Consider the following 19,069-nt stretch of genomic DNA (forward strand, 5'->3'; position numbering starts at 1 on the left):
AACTTTGTAACAATAGTTGTTCAAACTCGACCTTTTAGGGTTTCTGGGCCCTGATGCACATTTTGCAACTGTTGTAATTGCCGATCGACCACTCTCCCAATCCCTTTTTTCGAGTTTGAGGTAAAAAAACAGGGGTAAAGTTTCAACTAACTCTCCAACGGAGTTGACAATTATTGGGTAGAGGCAACTCTCAAAAAATAACTGAACGAAGTATGTTTTGTATTTTCAAGAACTATAAATAAACAGGGAGAAGAATATGTCTGCAAGTAGCAGTCAAGTACCAACTATTTTGGCAGTTGATGATAGCGTCGTGATGCAAGGACTTGTTAAACAGGCCTTAAGCAAAGAGTTTCGAGTTCTCGTAACCGACAATGCAGTGGATGCTTTGTCAACGATTTATCACGAACAAATTTCTGTTTTGTTGCTGGATGTTTCGATGCCTGGAATTGACGGATTGGAACTCTGCCGCACGGTGCGGAGCTTGCCTCAGTTTCAGAATTTGCCGATCGTAATGCTGACAGCGCGAGATGGAGCCTTTGATAAGGTACAGGGGCGTTTGGCGGGAGCAACAGAGTATTTAACTAAGCCGTTTGATGCTGATAAGTTGCGCGAGGTAATTGGTAAGTTTATCAAAATCAAATAATCGGACTTAGGAAAAGAAATCAATTTTGAGTAATTAATGAAGTAATTTGAGTAATTAATGAACTAAAAAGTTGCGATCGCGCTCTGTGATCCTCGACTTCTTTAACAAGTCGAGGGGCGGGCCCTTCTGCACTATTTGCGAGGTAAGTCCTAAATTTTTAATTTAGCCAAGAGTAGGGGGGCGATCGCACTGACAGGTAGAACATATTGGGCGGCACCGAGGGCGATCGCCTCCTTGGGCATTCCGAAGACAATGCAGCTAGCTTCGTCTTGGGCGATTGTCAACCCCCCTTCTCTGGCGATCGCCAACATTCCGTCAGCACCATCTCTACCCATTCCTGTCAGCAAAACCCCCGCTGCTGCCCGACTATAAAAATTAGCTACCGACTTAAATGTCACCGTTACAGAAGGGCAGTGTCCCGCAGCATGAGCAGCTTCTGAATAAACAAATCGCCCTTGAGCGTCCAATTCTAAATGACGCTTTTCTGGCGGGAAATAAACAGTTCCTGCTTGTGGCAATTCTCCAAAAGCAGCTATCTTAACAGGCAGTTTCGATTCATAACCCAGCCAATCAACTAATCCTTGCAAAAAACCTTCACTGATGTGCTGGACACAAATTATAGGCACTGGAAAACTAGCGGGAAGTTTAGAAATAATCGCGTACAGTGCTTGCGGCCCGCCTGTTGAAGCCCCTATAGCCAATACTTTAATAGTTGAAAATTTAACATTTTCGTTGGAGAATTTGTAATTAGGAACTGGTGCTTGGTTGATTTTTACTATTTGATTATTATCTTCTGTTGGCATCTTTTTTTGATGCCGTGTAAATACTTTAACTCCTGAGAGTATTTTCACCTTAGCTATTAATTGATTTGCTAGGCGAGCGTAATCAGAGACCAACCCGCCAATCGGTTTCGGAAAAACATCCAATGCACCCGCCTTTAACACTTGAAATACATTCTGAGTATCATTCGCTTGCACTGAAGCACTAATTACTAAAATTGGTAGCGGATATTTCTTCATTACTTCTTCCGTAAATTCTAACCCGTTCATTGGCGCCATGTCCAAATCCGTACAGATTACTTGGGGCTGAAGTTTGGGGATTAATTCTAGTCCTTCTAATCCGTTGCAAGCGGTTCCTACAACTTGGATGTCTGGCGAGGACTCAAAAATTCGTTTGAGGACGAGCGTAACTACTGGAGAATCTTCAACTAACAATAGTTTAATGGGCGATAACATCAGTTTGCTGGGAAATGGGGAATGGGGAATCGGAAATGGGAAATGGGGAATCGGGCACTTGTGCTAACCTTCGACTTACTTCCCTTCGGCGAAGCTTAGCAGGCAAGGCGCCCAGGGCGAGTGGCTAGCTCAGCACGAGTCGCTCAGTAACCGCGTAGTCAAAGTATTGGGCATTGGGCATCGATGCACGGGTAATGGTGAACTAGGCACTTGATATTGAGCTGTGCTAATTGGTAGTAAATAACAAATGCCTCATAACCAAGGAGTAATGACTTATGACTAAACTAACCTTTTTAGTGTCTCTACCAACACATCTTGATTGAAAGTACCTTTAGGAATATAAGCATTCGCCCCCGCATCAGCCCCTCTTTTTCTATCTTCATCCGATGCCAAGGATGTCACTAAAATTATCGGCAACTCACTGTATTCTTTTTGCTCCCGAATCTTAATAGTCAGAGCCAAACCATCTAAATTTGGCATTTGTATGTCAGAAATCACAGCATCAAAATCGCGAGTTTTTAATTTATGGAAAGCATCCAATCCGTCTACTGCAGTCACAACTTCGTAACCCGCACCTTCCAGGATGCGCTTTTCTTGAGTGCGCGTGGCGATCGAGTCTTCTGCTAATAGTATAACTTGCTTTCTACTGGCCGTCTCAAGTTGCGATCGCGCACCAGAAACCCCACGGGACGAAACTTGCTGGCGTACAGATTTTATCAAATCGTGGGGATTGAGTACCATGCAAACTTCCCCTGTACCGAGAATTGTGGCACCCGAAACATTTCGCACCCGTTTCAGCAATTGACTTTGAGGTTTCATCACAACATCCTGTTCGTCTATCAAAGCATCTACAAATAATCCCAATCTTTCCTCCCCAACTTTTAAAACAATACAAGGCATTTTTGAAGAAGTTGAATTTCGGAAGTAGTTGTGATTTTTTCTCAGAATTTCGCTTCCGGTTTCCTGTCTCAAGTACCTATTTTTGTCCCACCATTTTCTATTGTTTAATTCTAGTAAATCTGTCAGATGAGCCACTGACAGAGGCTGACCATTGGAAAGTATAGTTTCCTTACCTTCTATAGCAAATATCTCCGACTGAGCCACCTGTTGTGCCGTGTCTACAAACTCGACTGGCAGAGCATAAGGAATGTCTTCAACGAGGACAATTAATACATTTGCTGTAGCTAAAGACGTGCTGATTTGCAGCCTCAAAGTGCATCCTTTTCCCGGTAAAGACTCTACTTGAATACTACCTTTTAGGGCTTCAACATTAGTGCGAACTACATCTAAACCCACCCCGCGACCCGATACTTCGGTAACAAATTTCTTGGTTGAAAAACCTGGAGTAAAAATTAAAGCTTGTACTTGAGTTTCGGTCATCTCTGCCAGTTGTTCAAGCGTACAAATATTACGTTTTACAGCAGTTTGTTTAATGCTCTCTAGATTTAGTCCCCGGCCATCATCAGCAACTTCAATAATAATATTGCTAGCAATATTATAGCCTTTAATTCGGAGAGTTGCCACGGGAGGTTTACCTAGTTTTTTCCGCTCCTCAACAGTTTCAATGCCGTGGTCGATCGCATTTCTAATCATGTGCATTAAAGGGTCTTTCATTTCCTCTAAAATGCGTTTATCTGCTGTAGTTTCGCCTCCTTCAATCACTAATGTAACTTCTTTACCTTCCCGTTTTGCTAAGTCTCGAACAGTTCGAGGAAATAAATTAAAAATAGTAGACAAAGGCAGCAGTCTCAGAGTGCGAATTCCTGATTCTAGTGCCTCAGCGATTAATTCGAGTCTGGCAGTATCTTCATAAACTCGATTTCTCAAGCGGTTGACTAAAGTTCCGAGACGTTCTAAACGTTCTTCTGTACGTTGATAGTAATCCTGCAATTGGCTAAATTTACCGTTGGCTTTTATACCGTTTTCATCTATTTGCATCCGATCAACAGTCAAGCTCGTTACAAAATATTCTCGGCTCCACTCTTCCCACAAAGTTGTAATTTGTTCGATCTCTGCAACTCGGTGTCCTAGCCGAGTTTTTGTGACAGTAAGTTCCCCTGCTTGAGTCATTAAATCGTCTAAATTTTGAGTAGCAACGCGAATGGTTTCAATGCGGTAAGATGAGGTTGATGATGCAGTAACTGCCGACTGCAAAGCCGACTCAGTGGCGCGCCCAGAAGGTGCAGGCAAGTTTTGAGCTTGCAGTAGAAATTCGGGCTTGGATTGTAGGGGTGGTAAAAAAGAGGAATTTTTCTCTAAGTTAAGGAATTCAGAAGTTTCAACATTTGTTTCTAGTTCTTGGGTAGCAGGCTCAGTAAATTGCAGTTCTACCAACGGTTGTTCTGGTACTTGTGAAGATGAGGAATCTAATATTGAGGCTGCTGCCTGTGGCTGTGACTCACTAGAAGCACCCATCATGCTAGCGAGGATGTAAAAAGTATTAACGCCGGAATCTTCGCCGGTAACGGCTTCGTTAACGAGTTTTCGCATGGCGTCTAAACCTTGCGAAAGTCGATCGCTAATATCGGAATTCAGTTGAGTTTCTCCCCGCTTGACATCTCCCAAAATATGCTCCATTTGATGAGCTAAAGATGCTACATCTTTTACGCCTAGCATCCCAGCATCACCTTTAAGAGAATGGGTTTCTCGCAACAATTGTTCTACCTTAGCTAAGTCGCTCGGATGTTGTTCTAAGTACAGCAATCCGTCGTCTAGTTTCTGTAAGTGTTCTTGACTAGCGACTTTAAATACATCTCGAAGTTCTTGATCTTCAATCATCATATATGTTGTTGAGTAATAGGGAATTGAGCATGGCTCATGGGTAATTGGTAATGATAGTTATGTTGAATTATCCGTCGATTGCTAATAACTAATGCCTCATAATTTATGACTAATGACTCATGACTACACTACTTCTTTAAGATTAAATGCAGCTTCTGTGAGTTGTTGAGTACCGATTTTTACTTGAGTAATGCCGCTGACTGTTTGAGACGCTGATTCCTTCATAGAAATCATCGCATCACCTACTTGCTGAATCGCGATCGCCTGCTGTTTAACATTAAATGAAATTTGCTGGTTGCTAGCAAACACCAGATTGCAAGCTTCCCTTACACCCGTAAAAGCTTCTGCCGTATCTTGTGCTGTTTTTACCCCTTCTGCAACCGTTTTGCGACTATCTTCAGTTGCTTTCACCGTTGAGTCGATCGCGCCCTTAATTTCTGGAATAATACCATTAATCTTTTGTGCTGCTTGTTGGCTTTCATCTGCTAACTTACGAATTTCGCTTGCTACCACCGCAAAACCTTTACCGTACTCGCCGGCTCTGACTGCTTCGACAGCGGCGTTGAGAGCCAGCATATTAGTTTGACTGGCTAAATCGCTAACCAAACTTGCGAGAGTCGATATATTGCCAATCTGACTCGTGCTGTCGTCGAGTCGATGATTTTGCTGAGAAATTGCCACCACAGCTTCTCTAAGATTCAGCATTTGATTGAGAGTTAGATCTACCTTTTTAGTGCCTTCTTCGGCTAGATTTAAAGCTTGGCGAGCGGCAATGGCAACAGACTCAGCTTGCTCGGCTGTTTGCTGAGAAGATCTCCCCAAATTTTCTAGAGTTATAGTTGTTTGATTAACCGAAACAAATTGCCTATCTGCTATTTGCTCTTGCCGGCTCATATTAGATTCTATTTCCAGGGAAAATGACGAGATTTGGTAAATCAGCCCCCGAATGAGAGCAACAATCTTTTGCAGAAAAAACCATCCAAATCCCAGCACCACAGCCAGAGAAACCATAGCAATAATCGCTGCTATCTTTTGAAGATCGTCAATAGAATTGAATAGCAATTTTTTGGGTGAAGTATCCACAACTACTAAAAATTTCTTGGTATTTTTTTGGCTGGGAAAAACTGTATTATAGCTAATCACTAGATCCCTATTCTCAATATTTCCCTCGCCACCTGAGATTATTTTAGCAACAATGCCTGCTGAATAATCATTTTTGACATTTTCCTTGGTTTTTAGTTCTAATCCCCATGCTTTTTTAGGATTGGGATGAGCCAGATAATACCCATCTTGGTTTAAGATAAAAGATTGATCTGATAATTCATGATTAAAATTTTTAACCCTATCGATCAGAGTGCTACCCAGAGCATTGCTAATCAAAATACCTTGTCTTTCTCCTTTGGAATTAAAAATTGGAGTTGCGTAGCGAATTGTTGGCTTGTAAGGAATTTCTATTTTCCCCCTTTCCTGATTTAGCTCTAAAGAAGACACATAGACTTCTCCTGATTTTAGCTTCTTAGTTGCCATAAAGTAATCTCTGTCTGCTTTATTTTGTAGTTGAGAATCTGGAATAACTTTAATATTTGTGCCGTCAGAATCTACGCGCACGATCTCCTTACCGCTGTTATCTATGTAACGCAATTGCATATAATATGACTTGGCTTCCATCAGGGATAAAAATGTGAGTTGCATTCGATAAACCCAATCTTTATAAGTTGAATTAGTTTGTTTATCTACTCCATTTCCTTCTCTAGCTCTAATCATTCCCTGGACTGGGGGAGTTTTACGAAGAAACAAAATATCAGCTCTCAGATTTTCAAATTTGTTAATCATTTGATTTGCGGTGGAATCAACACTGTCACTAAGGGTTATTAATGCTAAATTTTGTAATGCTTCTGTTGAAGAAGAAATTCCATACCAACCAACAATAGATACTGGAATCAATGTACTTAAAATTAGGAGGAGGAGCAGTCGGTTTTGCATTTTTTGGAAAAATTTGTTCATCAGTGGTTACGGGGAATTGGTTACTGGTAACTTGTACGCTCGCATAGTCTAAGTATTGGGAATTGGGAAATTGTACGCTCGCTTAGCCCAAGTATTGGGAATTGGGAAATTGTACGCTCGCTTAGCCCAAGTATTGGGAATTGAGAAATTGTACGCTCGCTTAGCCCAAGTATGGGTAATTGGGAATTTTGGTAGTAAAGTAAAAATAACAACTCCCAAATAATAACTTACAACTAACTACACTGCTGATTTGAAATTAGGTTCTGATTGGCCAAGAAACAAGTTATTACTCCCGTTAATATCGCTGGAATTGTAGCGAGGCCGATCGCCACAGCCATTGATTTAATTTTTAAGGATATATTTTTTTCGCATTTTTTGGGAACTATTTATAATTCATCGATCTCCTACAAAACTGCTTTCAAATCTAAGGCTGCTTCATTCAATTTTTGAGTACCGACTTTAGTTTGACTGATACCGCAAGCGGTTTGGGCTGCGGCTTGATTGAGAGAGTTCATAGCTTGCACTACCTGTTCGATCGCGATCGATTGCTGTTTGGCATTCAGCGAAATTTGCTGAGAACTCAAAACCACATTGTTAATGGCATTGGCAACTCCTGCAAATGCCGCTGCGGTTTCTGAGGCAATATTCACGCCAGACTCCACTGTTTTAGTTCCTTCATCTGTTACCATTACTGTTGAGTTAATCGCCTTTTGAATATCAGCAACTAATAGATTAATTTGGGCTCCTGATTTTTTACTGCGATCGGCAAGTTTGCGAATTTCTGACGCCACCACGCCAAACCCCTTACCGTGTTCTCCCGCCCGCACTGCTTCAACAGCAGCATTGAGTGCTAACATATTAGTTTGATTGGCCAAATCGCTAACTACAGTTGAGATATTACCAATGTGATCTGTTTGTTCACTCAACTCTATAATTTGTCCTTGGATATCCTGAACTTTAGTTTTCAGAGTTGCCATTGCTTCTAAAGTTTGTTCTACAGCTTTTGTGCCACCTCCAGCTAAATTCAAAGCTTGCATTGCTTGAACCACGGCGGTTTCTATTTGCTGTGATGTCGCCCTAGAAGAGGCTCCCAATTCGTCCATTGTAGTAGTAGTTTGATTTACTGAAGCTGCTTGCTGACTTGCCATCCGTTCCTGTTCTTCGACGGTGGCTGCAATCTCAGTGGAAGAAGCGGCGATCGAGCTAATTGCGCGATCGATAGTTTGGGCAATTCCTGATGAAATCAGCCAAGCTATAACCGCACCTAACACCAATAAAAACACGGAACCAAATACCAATGCCGATATCAAGAAAACTAAGGATTGCTTCGTTTTTTCTGTAGCTTGCTTAATCGCTTTTACTTCTACTGCGCGAAATTGCTTATTTACTTCCACAAATTCATCCACAAATCGTGTCTGTTTTCCGGTGTTAAAGAGAGCTAATGCTGCGGTTCTATTATTTTTTTGTAATAAAGCAACTATTTCGTTAGAACCGTCATAATATTCGTTGCATAGCTCTAGCATCTTCTCTAAACGCATTCTCTGTTCAGGGTTTTCCATCTTCAACTCCGCACTCTTCCCCGACTCACGAGCTAATTCTCCACCAGTCTTAAAATCATTTAAAAACTGCGGATTTTTATTGATTAAATACCCGCGCATCCCCCGTACCATTTGTTCAGCACCTGCGGACATATCATTTGTGTGTCTGAGCACATTTTCGATCCTTTCTACTTCTGCAAAATTATTTAACACCTGATTAGTAGTTGTATAAACGAGCACGGGAAAACCCAAGTATATAGTTGCGGGCGCTACATAAGCCAGCAGCATTCTATTTCTAATATTTAATTTTACTAACTTAGAAAACATATTTTTCTCCTTAATTTATGCACGTGCATACGCGAATTAAATTGCTTACTCACATCTTGCTTTAAAAGCAGATTTTGTATAACTCAATACGTTTGGGTTAAAACTATTTATTCCTTAGAGATCCCCCTCGCATCCCCCGCATCGTTGCCAGAACTTTGAGTAAGTTCTTGTCCCCAATTGAGAAGGGGGGCTAGGAGGGATCGAGCTTAACTTAACCGTATGGTGGTATAACTAACTTCTTTAGTCCTGGACGCATTTCAAGATAATTATCTCATGCTAAGTCCCGCTCGTTACCCGTTCTGAGCTCTGCGTTGGATCGGGATTGCGAACGAAATGAAGCATCAAGCGAGATGCTTCACTGGACTCATGACAGATATGCTTTGCGTAAGTCCTGTTCTGGATTCAAACCTCTTCATCAACAACTACTCCCCCTTTTGTCAGCAGTTTTTGCAAGTTCAGAATAGCCATCATTTTTTCTCCGTAAATAGCTGTCCCCCGTAGATATTCGCGGTTGGCAGAATGCAGTGCTGCCGGAACAGCAGCAATTTCCGACACATTTAAGTATATAATATCTAAGATTTCGTCAACAACTATACCCGCGACCAAATCGACCACTTCAACAACGATCGCCTTAGAGAGATAATTTGCAGTCTCTAACATATTTAAAGACATATTTAAAACACTGCGAATATCAATTAGCGTCACAATTTCTCCCCGTAAATTTATATTTCCCACTATGCGATCGGGAGTGCAAGGAACCGGAGTTACTTGGTTGATATCAGTAAATTCGCGGACTAGATCTAAATGAATACCAAAGTATTCGCCATTCAAAACAAACACCGCCAGGGACATATTAATTGCAGCATCATTTTCCCCCTCGCCTCGCCGCCTCAAATGATTAGCGCGCGATTGAAAAATTGCTTTTTCTTCCGGGGTAGCCTGCGGGCAAAAAACGTGACGCTTGCTCAAAATTTTAGGAGTTTTACCTAACAATTTTGCACTTATTTGCCCGTGTAAATTTTCCGTCTCTGCCTCACCTGCTGCTTCACTACCTGCATTGCTTGGAGAAACACGCCAGCTTTCCTGTGACTTTTCGGGAGAATATCGAATTAAGTGATCGAGATTCAGCAGCATGATAATATCGGCTTCGCTGCGGGCAAGTCCAGCTACAAAATAATGAGAGGCTTCTGAATTCTCTCGCCCGTAAGATAGCTGCGGAGTGATGGCCTCTTCTGAGAGTTCCTTAACTTCGCGAACTTGATTGACAATTATACCGACTTTCGATTCTTGCCACTCTATGACGATCGTACTATCTGTCACAGAATACTCTTGCCAAACGTATCCAAAACGAAGATTCAGATCCATCACGGGCAGAATTTCGCCCCGAAGGTCGATCGCCCCAACAATATCTTGAGGTGCTTCTGCAATTGCTGTCAACTCCGGCAAAAAGAAAATTTCCCGAACGTAGCAGGCTTCTATACCGCAGAGAAAACCGTTCTGTTCAAAGATAAGATACGGTTTAGTTTCCATATTTTAGTGTACAGTTTCTTTACTGTATAATTTTAACAATTTTTTTTTAACATTCATCAGCACTTGACTAGCTGTCATTTTCCCCTGGGAATCTATGGGAGTGTGGGGCGGTAGTGCTTTCAGGATTTCACAAGATGAATTGTACATTTTAAGAGCTCTTTTTACTTGACCTTCTTTATTGTATATATTCCCTAGTTCTATATAAGCTGAAACAAAAGAGGGACACATATAAATAGTCCTCTTTAATAATTTTTTTGCTATTTCCAATTGTCCCTGTTCTTCAGCAATTTGAGCTTGTAAATAATCAGTATATACTGATCCAGGCTCTACTTTTCTAGCTCGATTACAGTATTCTATTGCCTGAGAATAATTGCCCGCGTTTGCCTGAACTTGAGCGATTAAAAAATAAGCATCAAAATTAGGCCCCTGCAAGTCTATTGCCTCTTGTGCCTTGTTGATGGCCTCAGCATAATCTTGATTTTTAAATAATTTTTTAGCCTCTAAAATTAGCATTTGAGGCGTTTGATTTTGAGTATTTTCTGCTAGTATTTTTTCTGTAACTGACACGGCATTGTTCGGCAAGCCGTCCTTCAGATAGCGAGAGGGCAGCATATTCCCCAGCGGATTACTTATTTTTAATACGGGCGGCATCTCTATCTCTGGAAAATTGCTGTTAGTAGTAAAACGAGGTGGCATAGTTTCCCCTGTTAGCAACTCACCACTATCATCGCCCATAGTATCTGCTTTCGGCAATTCCCGAAATGCCGAGTTGGCTTCCTCTACCGTCGCAACCCTAGACTCTATTTGACAGCCTTCCTCCGGTACTGCATCCCGACGCTGATACACCACGGACTCCGGGAAAATCTTGGGTTCAAACTCGTTCATAATTTGACCATAAACTTCAGCGTGACCGGTCATTAAATACCCTCCAGGTCTCAGGGTGTTGGAAAATTTTTTCAGTACCAGTGAAATATACTTATGTTCAAAATACACAAAAACGTTTCTACACAAAATTAAGTCTATGTTATAAAGATTTTGGTAAATATTAGGAAAGTCATCTGTGATTAAATTTACACAACTAAAATTGACACTTGCGCGCAATTCTAGATTAATTTCCCAATCATTTTGCCTCTGATGAAAATACTGCATTTGTATCTGCGGTTCAACCAAGCGAAACGACCAATGACTGTAAACTCCTCGGGGCGCTTTTTTGATTACTTTTTCATTGATATCTGTACCTAAAATTAATATTTTCCATTGCTCCCAATCAGGAATCAATTGTTTTAAAACAATAGCTAAAGAATAAGGTTCTTCACCGGTGGAGCAGCCCGCACTCCAGATTCGCAGTGTCGGCTGCATTCCCAAGGTTTTGTGCAAGTTTCTTTTCTGCTCTATCAATTCAGGAAAAATTACTCTGTTTAACAGAGCAAACTGTCCTTTATCTCGCATAAAATAACTTTCAGTTGTTGTTAATAGCAATACTAATTTTGCCCATTCATTTTTACTTTCAAAAGTTTTGGCGGTTAAAAGTTTATAATATTTTTCTGGTTCTGCAATTTTTTGTTCTCTCATCCGAGTCATGATTTTATGAGACAAACCCGCTCGATCTTGAGACCTAATTCGCACACCCATCTCAGTAGTAATTAAGTTGATAAATAGCTGAATTATGGAATCATTCATGTCAACTGAGGTAGATTCATTTAATAATTTGGGAAGTGGCAACTTTTACTGAGCTGTTGCTGAGTTTGGGCTGAGCATAGCTGCTAGCCTGCGGCTCGTCGGTTCGCAAAGCAGCAGGGAGCAGAAGGGAAGTGCGTAGCTGAACTATTGGAAATTGGAGAACTTGTAAGCTCGTGTAGTAGAAGTATTGGGAATTGGGAATTGGGGAATTTGGAATTAGAAATCGGGCATTTAGCCGATCGCCTTAACAAGAACAGTGTTACACCACATCATATCAGAAACTTGCCAGCTACTTAAAGGAAAAAGGCAAAAGGTAAAAGACAGAAGCCAGGAAAAAATTATCCCTTCTGCCTTCCACCTTCTGCCTTCAAAGGCACTAATCTCCCACTTTAAGCTGGATATATCCGCAGGCGGCGATTAGGTTCTTCCCCAAAACTGTGGGATTTCAGGTGATAGTGTTCCACAAGTTCGTGCTGCATTTTGCGGACGTTGGGAGAACGGGGCAGGAGTTCCACCGGCTGTCCCTTCGGAATGACAATTTGCTCGACTGCTAAGCGCGTTTCTTCCAGAGCTTCGAGCTCGTCAGAAGAACCGCTGCGGGCGAATAAGGCGAGGTCTGCCACTTCCGGGGTACCGGGGTCATCCATGTCCAACAGCCGCCGCAAAGCTCTCGCTACGTGGGGAATAGTGCCGGCCTTAATTGTGTGCAGGGGAACTTGGCGAGTTTTGGCCAAGTGCCTCAATTTCGACTGGTTCCGAACGTTCGATCGCAAAGCCAAAACCACGTCAGCGCTCTCAATATCCTTTGTCAGCAGCACCGGCAGGTTCAGCGTCGAAATCACCTGTTCGAGCTGGTGGCGAGCTATGCCGTAAGGATAAACGTGGAGGGGCAAATCTTCGCCGTTAGGGCCGAGATTCTGGGAAAAACGTCCGGGCTTAGGTACCGGCTCGACGGACAGGGATTCTTCCAGCAGTTGCTCGAAATACCGAGTCTCAGAAACCGGCGCGCTTTTAGCAGCGAAGTTCTCGCTGGGAGCGGGCATCGGCACCATTTTGCCAGCACTCCGCCACCCTGAGATCGGTGTGACGGGCCGGATTGCCGATACCGCAGCCGGGCCGCTGGAAGCTGCCATCCCCGGAAACCGGGCGGGGGGAGTTGCCGACTCCTGCTCGATAATTATTTCTCCAGTCTCGCTGACGCTTCTGATTTGCTGGTGCGGTTCGCGTCCCCGCAGCAGAGTGTCGATCGCCTCTGCAACTCGCTCGTGTATTACCCAGCGCTCGCGTTCGAGCATTTCGATGGCAATTTCAAAAGTTGGCGGTGCTTTGCGCTCCAAAACCGTCTTTTGAGAACCGCGCCGTCTTGCTTCGTCATCTCCCAGCGTCACCGCTTGGATGCCCCCAATTAAATCTGCCAGAGTTGGATTTTTCATCAAGTTTTCGATCCGGTTCCCGTGGGCGGTACCGACCAACTGCACGCCCCTTTCGGCGATCGTCCGAGCCGCCAAAGCTTCGAGTTCCGTACCGATTTCGTCAATCACGATGACTTGCGGCATATGGTTTTCCACTGCTTCGATCATGACTTGGTGCTGGAGTTCGGGACGGGAAACTTGCATTCTGCGAGCTCTGCCGATCGCTGGGTGGGGAATATCTCCATCTCCGGCAATTTCGTTGGAGGTGTCGATGATTACCACCCGTTTTTCCAAGTCATCGGCGAGCACGCGGGCAATTTCCCGCAGGGCCGTGGTTTTGCCAACACCGGGGCGGCCGAGCATCAAAATTGACTGACCGGTTTCCACTAAATCGCGGATAATGCCGATCGTCCCGAACACAGCGCGGCCCACCCTCAAAGTCAAGCCGATAATCTCGCCGCTGCGGTTGCGAAGGGCGCTAATTCGGTGCAGGGTTTGCTCGATACCGGCTCGGTTGTCGCCGCCGAAGTGGCCGACTCGCTCGATGCAATAGTTGAGGTGTGCCTTGGAAACTGGCGTTTGGGAAAGAGGTTCGGCCAAGGATGGAAAACGAGCTTCAGGTTGGCGGCCCAAATCCATGACAATCTCAATGAGATTGTTGCGCTGCGGGTGCTGCTCTAAGGGCTGCCGGATCTCATCTGGCACGATGTCTAATAATCTGTTGAGGTCGTCTGTAATCTGCATTCGCCTCGATGTGTTCGGTGACGTTTTCAACTTTTTAGTCAGTTGTCAGTTAACAGTTGTCAGTTGCCAGTTGTTTTTTACTTGTAACTAATGACTAATGACTACTGACTACTGACTACTGACTAAAATTCTTTGAGCGGGGAAACTAGAGAACGAGCTAAACTCACGGCCTGTGAGAGAAGTTCTGGGACGGCTTCGAGCTGAGGTAGCCGAGATGTTGGAACTCCGGCTCCTGGCCGCGCGACTGCCACCGGAACGGCATAGGCTCGATCGGTCTGCATTGTTTCTAACTGTTCTAAAATTGGCGATAGCAAAACCCTGGCATAGCTGCCGTAAGCTACACCTGCAATGTATGGGACAGGGGGATCTGACAAATTTTTCCCGCCATCCTTCATCAGTCCCTCGGCTCTCAACTTGCTGACAGTGTGAGCATTAGTGCCGCCTGCAAGTTGCACGTATCCCGGCAACTGGGCAGCCAAAACTTTTTGACCGAGTTTGACCGCGGCTCTAGTCGTTCCTGTTCCGATATCCCCGCTCATTGGCCTACCGTCCGTTTGCCAAATTAGGGGACAAGGAAGGGGGGAAATTATTTGATACAGTGTCCGCAAATAATCAATCAAACCGTCTCCATCGGGGCAACTAATTGCTATTACCTTGAGTTGACCGACCCAGGGAGCTATACTCGACCAAAGTCGCCCAAAATCTGCCTCTCTGCCTACTTGCGTGTGGATTTCTAGGGCGTCCGCACCGGATTGCAAGATTAAAGGTGCGATCGCGGCGGGAGCAGACACGTAAGAACGAGTATAAATTAGTTGGCTCGGACAAATCGGCAGACAGCGACCGCAGCCATAGCATTGCTGGTCTATCACCCCGGAAAAACCACTGCCAGCACTCTGAAAAACTATTGCTTCGGCTGGACATATTTTTTCGCACGGCCGCCAGCAGTCCGCCGGACAATCGGCTGGGTTGAATTCGGCTTTGCGAAAATGCGGGTCTTCCCCATCATTTAAACTCACCATCAGCAACGGCAACCCTTTGCCGCCAAACCTGCGGTTTTGAGTTCTTGCCTGTAATTCGCTGGCCACTTGTAGGGCTTCTTTCGCTGCAGCGACGGCGGCGGGATCGGCCGCGACATCGATACAGTCAGCGCCTGCTAAGGTGTAAGCCAAAGTGAGATTCCGTACAGCAGGCAGGTGTTGAAAGCTCGCCCCACAGATCAGCTTGAACCAATGGCCATCTTTTAATGAGTTTAGGGGATGATAATGTTCTGTCACCCTTATATGCTAATCCTTTGAGCTGAAAATTACTATGTGGAAATTTCTACTTAATTTTAAAATTCAGGCTGATACGAGCTGGAAACGCTACTGATAGGAGTAGCTCTGGTGCTGTTGGCCCTATATGTAGAGTTCGGAGGTAACTATTTTTGAGAAATCTAATTTTTTTGAGAGTGCCTAACGGTGACGCGATTTTCAACTTTGCCGCTCGGCTTTAGTTACGGACAGACTCTCTATCCTATCATACTTGGGTAGATTAGGCAAGAAAAAAGTCAACTAAAGATTTTTTTTGAAGTGACCGTGGAGTGGCAGTAGTTATAAAGTTCGATCGAGCATTGAAACCCATCGACCAACCGCAGATGAACATTCTCCTCCCTGACTCGAAGCTAAATTCATCTGGGTTAATCTGCGATTGGTCGAGCTATACTACTTGCTCAGCCGCTTGTAAACCGTAGCCAAAGCATGGCTATCCCCCACATTTCCCGGAAATAAAACCACTGGTAAATTGGGAAACAGAGGATGATCTGCATCGGTTTTCACCACCGAACAACCGGCAATAATTTGACCGATTTGCCTGACACTTTTCAGCGACAAACCTGTACTCAAAACATCATTAGAAGTAATGCCGCCCTTGCTAATCAAAAACCCGATATCGGCAGGCAGCCCCCGCACGATATCCATCAGTAAAGCAGAAACCGCCTCTCCAAATTTTAACCTAATTTCTGCATTGTCAAATTCGAGTTCCTTGCGGCTGGTATAAATTACAGGCGTTTTGCCATCAGCATGAGAAGTGCGGACTTTTTCGAGAGTTTCATCGAGCATTTGGGTGCGATACTCTGGTGAATCTTCTAACAAGTGAGATACATCTATTTCAATGCTAACTATATTGGGTTCTTTTAACAAGCGCTCCAATTGTTCAGTAGTTTTCTTAACGTGGGAACCAACTATTACTGCACCCGGTTTGCCATCCCTGACGTATTTTGCCATTTCGTCGGCTGCTACTGGCTGCGGGCCGAGGTCAGCTAAGGACGTTAAAATACTCGCCCCGCTGCGGAATAAAAACTTTTTGCCTTGACTGGCTGCCGCGAGAATGTGTTTGGCAAATGTGTCTAAATCGCCTTGGCTTTCGCCGTCAACAACTGCACATTGGTTGTCTTCCATCTCCATCAGTCGATCTAAACTTCCGTAGCGAATGTCTGCGAGTAAAATGCGATCGACTGCATCAGCTTTGATACGACCTTTGGTTTTTTCTTCTACGTAGTCTGGCAGGTAACTGTGACTGTAGCCGAAGACTGAATCTTTGGCAAATTCGGTTTGGTGAACAGGCGTTGCGACGCTGTTAACCATTAGGTAATGCACGCTGTGGCGGGTAATTCTGCCTCCTTCAAAAAAGGCGGGAATTAGAAAATGGGCGTCGAAGGGGCCAAGTTCTTCGGCGATCGCGTCGGTTTCGATGGGATAGTGGCCGCGCAGGGTAGAATCGGAACGGCTAACTATTAGGAAGTCTTGGATTTCTTCGCTGGCGATCGCCCTTTTTAGATTTTGGCACACTTCGCGGGTGACGGAGGCTGCTTTTTCGGGAGTTAGCGATCGAGTATTTGTCAGTATGAAGAAAATCGGGCACTTGTCCCGCAGCCCCAAACGCAGGGTGTCTTCGTCCCAACGTGTCAGCAGCAAGCAACTGTGCACGGTTTGAGAACCAGTCGGATCGTCGTCGAGAACTATAATCTTGGGTTTAACAGAAGACATACTGACCTGGTTGTTAACGTCACCTTTCCAAGATATCGTTACCTGTTACGTAACAGGAAAAAATTTACAATAGTTATGATATTTTTTTCACCATTCTCATAACTTATAATTTGGAGAATGTGTTTGAGTTATATCGGTTCAGTAAGCTGCATATTGCTACGGGGGAAGAGGCGCACGCAGCAGTGTACGCTAGTAAGTTTTGCCATTTTTAAAATTAGCAGCGTTTCGTTCTTGCAACTTTTTCATTTCTGCTTGAACTCCCACGGCTACCTGCAAAGCTTCGTTGAGCAATCGTCCTTGTTCGCTGGCTCGATCGCTAATTTGCAGGGCATTCAAATTTTTTAAGTTATTGGCAAACAATTCAGAGTTAGTAGCGACAAATTTTTTGTTTTCCCTAAGAATTCTTTCAGTTTTCAAAGCTCTAACTAAATCGTCTCTAATTAGCTGCAAAGCTTGAATAACTTTTGCGCGATCGCCGATTTTGACTTCCGCATTGCCAGCATCTTCTATCTTGTCATTAATTTCAATCGCTTTGATTATACCATTATAGCGATCGACATCATCAAAAAGATTGATTAAATGTTGGTTTTGCCGACTGCACCAAATTTTCCAGGCATCCTCCAAGATTAAACCAACTATCGCAGCGAAGTGAAGGACGAACCACCACACATACGCCCTAGGAAATATCGCAACTAGCAGCCAACAACTGATTAGAACCAAAACAATTAAACCGAGTGTTTTCAAAGCTTCGCGGGCAAACTTAGTCGCTGTCGCCGGCCGGTATACGCGATCGGGCCCCGCGCCGGTGAGGTGCTTGAGCTCACCGAGAGTAATTTCTAATCCCTGAATGTCAGCTCGCATAAATCTTTACAAATATATGTTAATTATAAAGTTTTGTAGTAGAACAAAGAGCTCGTCTACAATAAACCTAACACTTTTTTCACCCAAAACTGCACTATGTCCGCACGTCCTATATACCTCGACAATCACGCCACAACCCCCGTAGATCCACGGGTACTTGATGCGATGCTGCCGTATTTCACCGAACAATTCGGCAACGCAGCCAGTATCAACCACGTCTACGGCTGGGAAGCAGAAGCAGCGGTAAAACAGTCACGACAAATCATAGCAGAAGCGATCAATGCTTCTCCTGAAGAAATTGTTTTTACCAGCGGCGCCAGCGAAGCAAATAACTTAGCGATTAAAGGCATCGCTGAAGCTTATTTCAGTAAAGGAAAGCACATTATTACAGTAAAAACCGAACACAATGCAATTCTTGACCCCTGTACCTATTTGCAAAAATTGGGGTTTGACATTACTGTTTTACCGGTGAAAAGCGACGGGCTGATTGATATAGGCGATTTGATCAAAGCGATTCGGGCTGAGACAATTTTAGTTTCAGTGATGACGGCTAACAACGAAATAGGCGTCATCCAGCCGATCGCAGAAATTGCTGCAATTTGTCGCGGAAATGACATTCTTTTTCACACAGATGCGGCACAGGCGATCGGCAAAATTCCCCTCGACGTAGAGGAGATGAATATCGATCTAATGTCCTTGACAGCCCACAAAATTTACGGGCCAAAAGGGATCGGTGCTCTCTACGTGCGCCGCAACAAACCGAGAGTGCAGCTAGCGCCACAAATGCACGGAGGAGGGCACGAACGGGGAATGCGATCGGGCACTCTCTACCCACCGCAAATAGTCGGGTTTGCCAAAGCAGTAGAATTGGCAATTGCAGAAATGCCGTCGGAAACAGAACGAGTGGTTAATTTGCGGCAGCGTTTGTGGGAAAAATTGAGTGAATTGGGCGATGTTTTTCTCAACGGTCACGCTACTAAGAGATTGCCGGGGAATCTCAATATTAGTGTAGCCGGGGTTGACGGTCAAGCGTTGATGTTGGGTTTGCAACCGGCGGCGGCAGTTTCTTCGGGATCTGCTTGCACTTCCGCAAAAATATCTCCCTCTCATGTTTTAGCAGCGATCGGGCGATCGGACAAATTAGCTTATGCTTCAATTCGGTTTGGTATTGGCCGGTTCAATACCGAAGCAGAAATAGATGCAGTCGCCGAACACGCGATCGCAACTATTCAATCTCTCCGACAAGCTCAAAAAGTCAATCAATTTTAGATTTTAGATTTTAGATTTTAGA

Annotated in this window: 13 protein-coding genes; 3 read left to right on the top strand and 10 right to left on the bottom strand. The window is 44.1% G+C overall.

The window, feature by feature from the left end:
* The first annotated feature begins 256 nt into the window (after nucleotides 1-256).
* Nucleotides 257-643, top strand: coding sequence for a response regulator (locus QUA57_RS05100; RefSeq protein ID WP_015175702.1), 387 nt, complete (start codon nucleotides 257-259; stop codon nucleotides 641-643).
* 149 nt (nucleotides 644-792) lie between these two features.
* Here the strand turns inward: QUA57_RS05100 and cheB are convergent, their stop codons facing one another.
* From cheB to QUA57_RS05115, 3 genes are all read right to left on the bottom strand, one after another.
* The gene (gene cheB / locus QUA57_RS05105) at nucleotides 793-1,878 is read right to left on the bottom strand and encodes a chemotaxis-specific protein-glutamate methyltransferase CheB (RefSeq protein WP_333059850.1); all 1,086 of its coding nucleotides are present in this window, start codon (nucleotides 1,876-1,878) and stop codon (nucleotides 793-795) included.
* 279 nt (nucleotides 1,879-2,157) lie between these two features.
* On the bottom strand, nucleotides 2,158-4,656 hold the full coding sequence (locus QUA57_RS05110; RefSeq protein WP_333059917.1) for a hybrid sensor histidine kinase/response regulator: 2,499 nt from the start codon (nucleotides 4,654-4,656) through the stop codon (nucleotides 2,158-2,160).
* 126 nt (nucleotides 4,657-4,782) lie between these two features.
* Entirely contained in the window at nucleotides 4,783-6,492 is a 1,710-nt protein-coding gene (locus QUA57_RS05115; RefSeq protein ID WP_333059851.1) for a methyl-accepting chemotaxis protein, read from the bottom strand.
* A gap of 241 nt (nucleotides 6,493-6,733) precedes the next feature.
* Here QUA57_RS05115 and QUA57_RS05120 point away from each other — a divergent pair, with 241 nt between their 5' ends.
* Nucleotides 6,734-6,886 (top strand): hypothetical protein, encoded by a 153-nt coding sequence (locus tag QUA57_RS05120; protein ID WP_333059853.1) that lies wholly within the window; start codon nucleotides 6,734-6,736, stop codon nucleotides 6,884-6,886.
* Between the two features lie 181 nt (nucleotides 6,887-7,067).
* Here the strand turns inward: QUA57_RS05120 and QUA57_RS05125 are convergent, their stop codons facing one another.
* The 7 genes from QUA57_RS05125 to QUA57_RS05155 form a co-directional block, all read right to left on the bottom strand.
* A complete protein-coding gene (locus QUA57_RS05125) occupies nucleotides 7,068-8,528 on the bottom strand; it encodes a methyl-accepting chemotaxis protein (RefSeq protein ID WP_333059855.1) in 1,461 nt (486 codons plus the stop codon).
* A 402-nt stretch (nucleotides 8,529-8,930) separates the two neighbouring features.
* Nucleotides 8,931-10,058, bottom strand: a complete 1,128-nt coding sequence (locus tag QUA57_RS05130) for a chemotaxis protein CheW (RefSeq protein WP_333059856.1) — start codon at nucleotides 10,056-10,058, stop codon at nucleotides 8,931-8,933.
* 3 nt (nucleotides 10,059-10,061) lie between these two features.
* Nucleotides 10,062-11,738 carry a CheR family methyltransferase gene (locus QUA57_RS05135; protein ID WP_333059857.1) on the bottom strand — a complete coding sequence of 559 codons (1,677 nt, stop codon included), beginning with the start codon at nucleotides 11,736-11,738 and terminating at the stop codon, nucleotides 10,062-10,064.
* Nucleotides 11,739-12,127: 389 nt separating this feature from the next.
* Nucleotides 12,128-13,894: a R3H domain-containing nucleic acid-binding protein gene (locus QUA57_RS05140; RefSeq protein ID WP_333059859.1), complete on the bottom strand. Its 1,767-nt coding sequence runs from the start codon at nucleotides 13,892-13,894 to the stop codon at nucleotides 12,128-12,130.
* A 122-nt stretch (nucleotides 13,895-14,016) separates the two neighbouring features.
* Nucleotides 14,017-15,168: a circadian clock protein LdpA gene (ldpA, locus tag QUA57_RS05145; RefSeq protein ID WP_333059861.1), complete on the bottom strand. Its 1,152-nt coding sequence runs from the start codon at nucleotides 15,166-15,168 to the stop codon at nucleotides 14,017-14,019.
* Between the two features lie 426 nt (nucleotides 15,169-15,594).
* Nucleotides 15,595-16,917, bottom strand: coding sequence for a four-carbon acid sugar kinase family protein (locus tag QUA57_RS05150; RefSeq protein WP_333059863.1), 1,323 nt, complete (start codon nucleotides 16,915-16,917; stop codon nucleotides 15,595-15,597).
* Between the two features lie 189 nt (nucleotides 16,918-17,106).
* Complete coding sequence (locus tag QUA57_RS05155) at nucleotides 17,107-17,778, bottom strand: hypothetical protein (protein ID WP_333059864.1); 672 nt, start codon at nucleotides 17,776-17,778, stop codon at nucleotides 17,107-17,109.
* 96 nt (nucleotides 17,779-17,874) lie between these two features.
* Here QUA57_RS05155 and QUA57_RS05160 point away from each other — a divergent pair, with 96 nt between their 5' ends.
* The gene (locus tag QUA57_RS05160; protein ID WP_333059866.1) at nucleotides 17,875-19,047 is read left to right on the top strand and encodes an IscS subfamily cysteine desulfurase; all 1,173 of its coding nucleotides are present in this window, start codon (nucleotides 17,875-17,877) and stop codon (nucleotides 19,045-19,047) included.
* The last annotated feature ends 22 nt before the right edge of the window (nucleotides 19,048-19,069 follow it).

The organism is Microcoleus sp. Pol7_B2 (assembly GCF_036701035.1).
In the GTDB taxonomy this organism is placed as follows: Bacteria; Cyanobacteriota; Cyanobacteriia; order Cyanobacteriales; family Microcoleaceae; genus Microcoleus.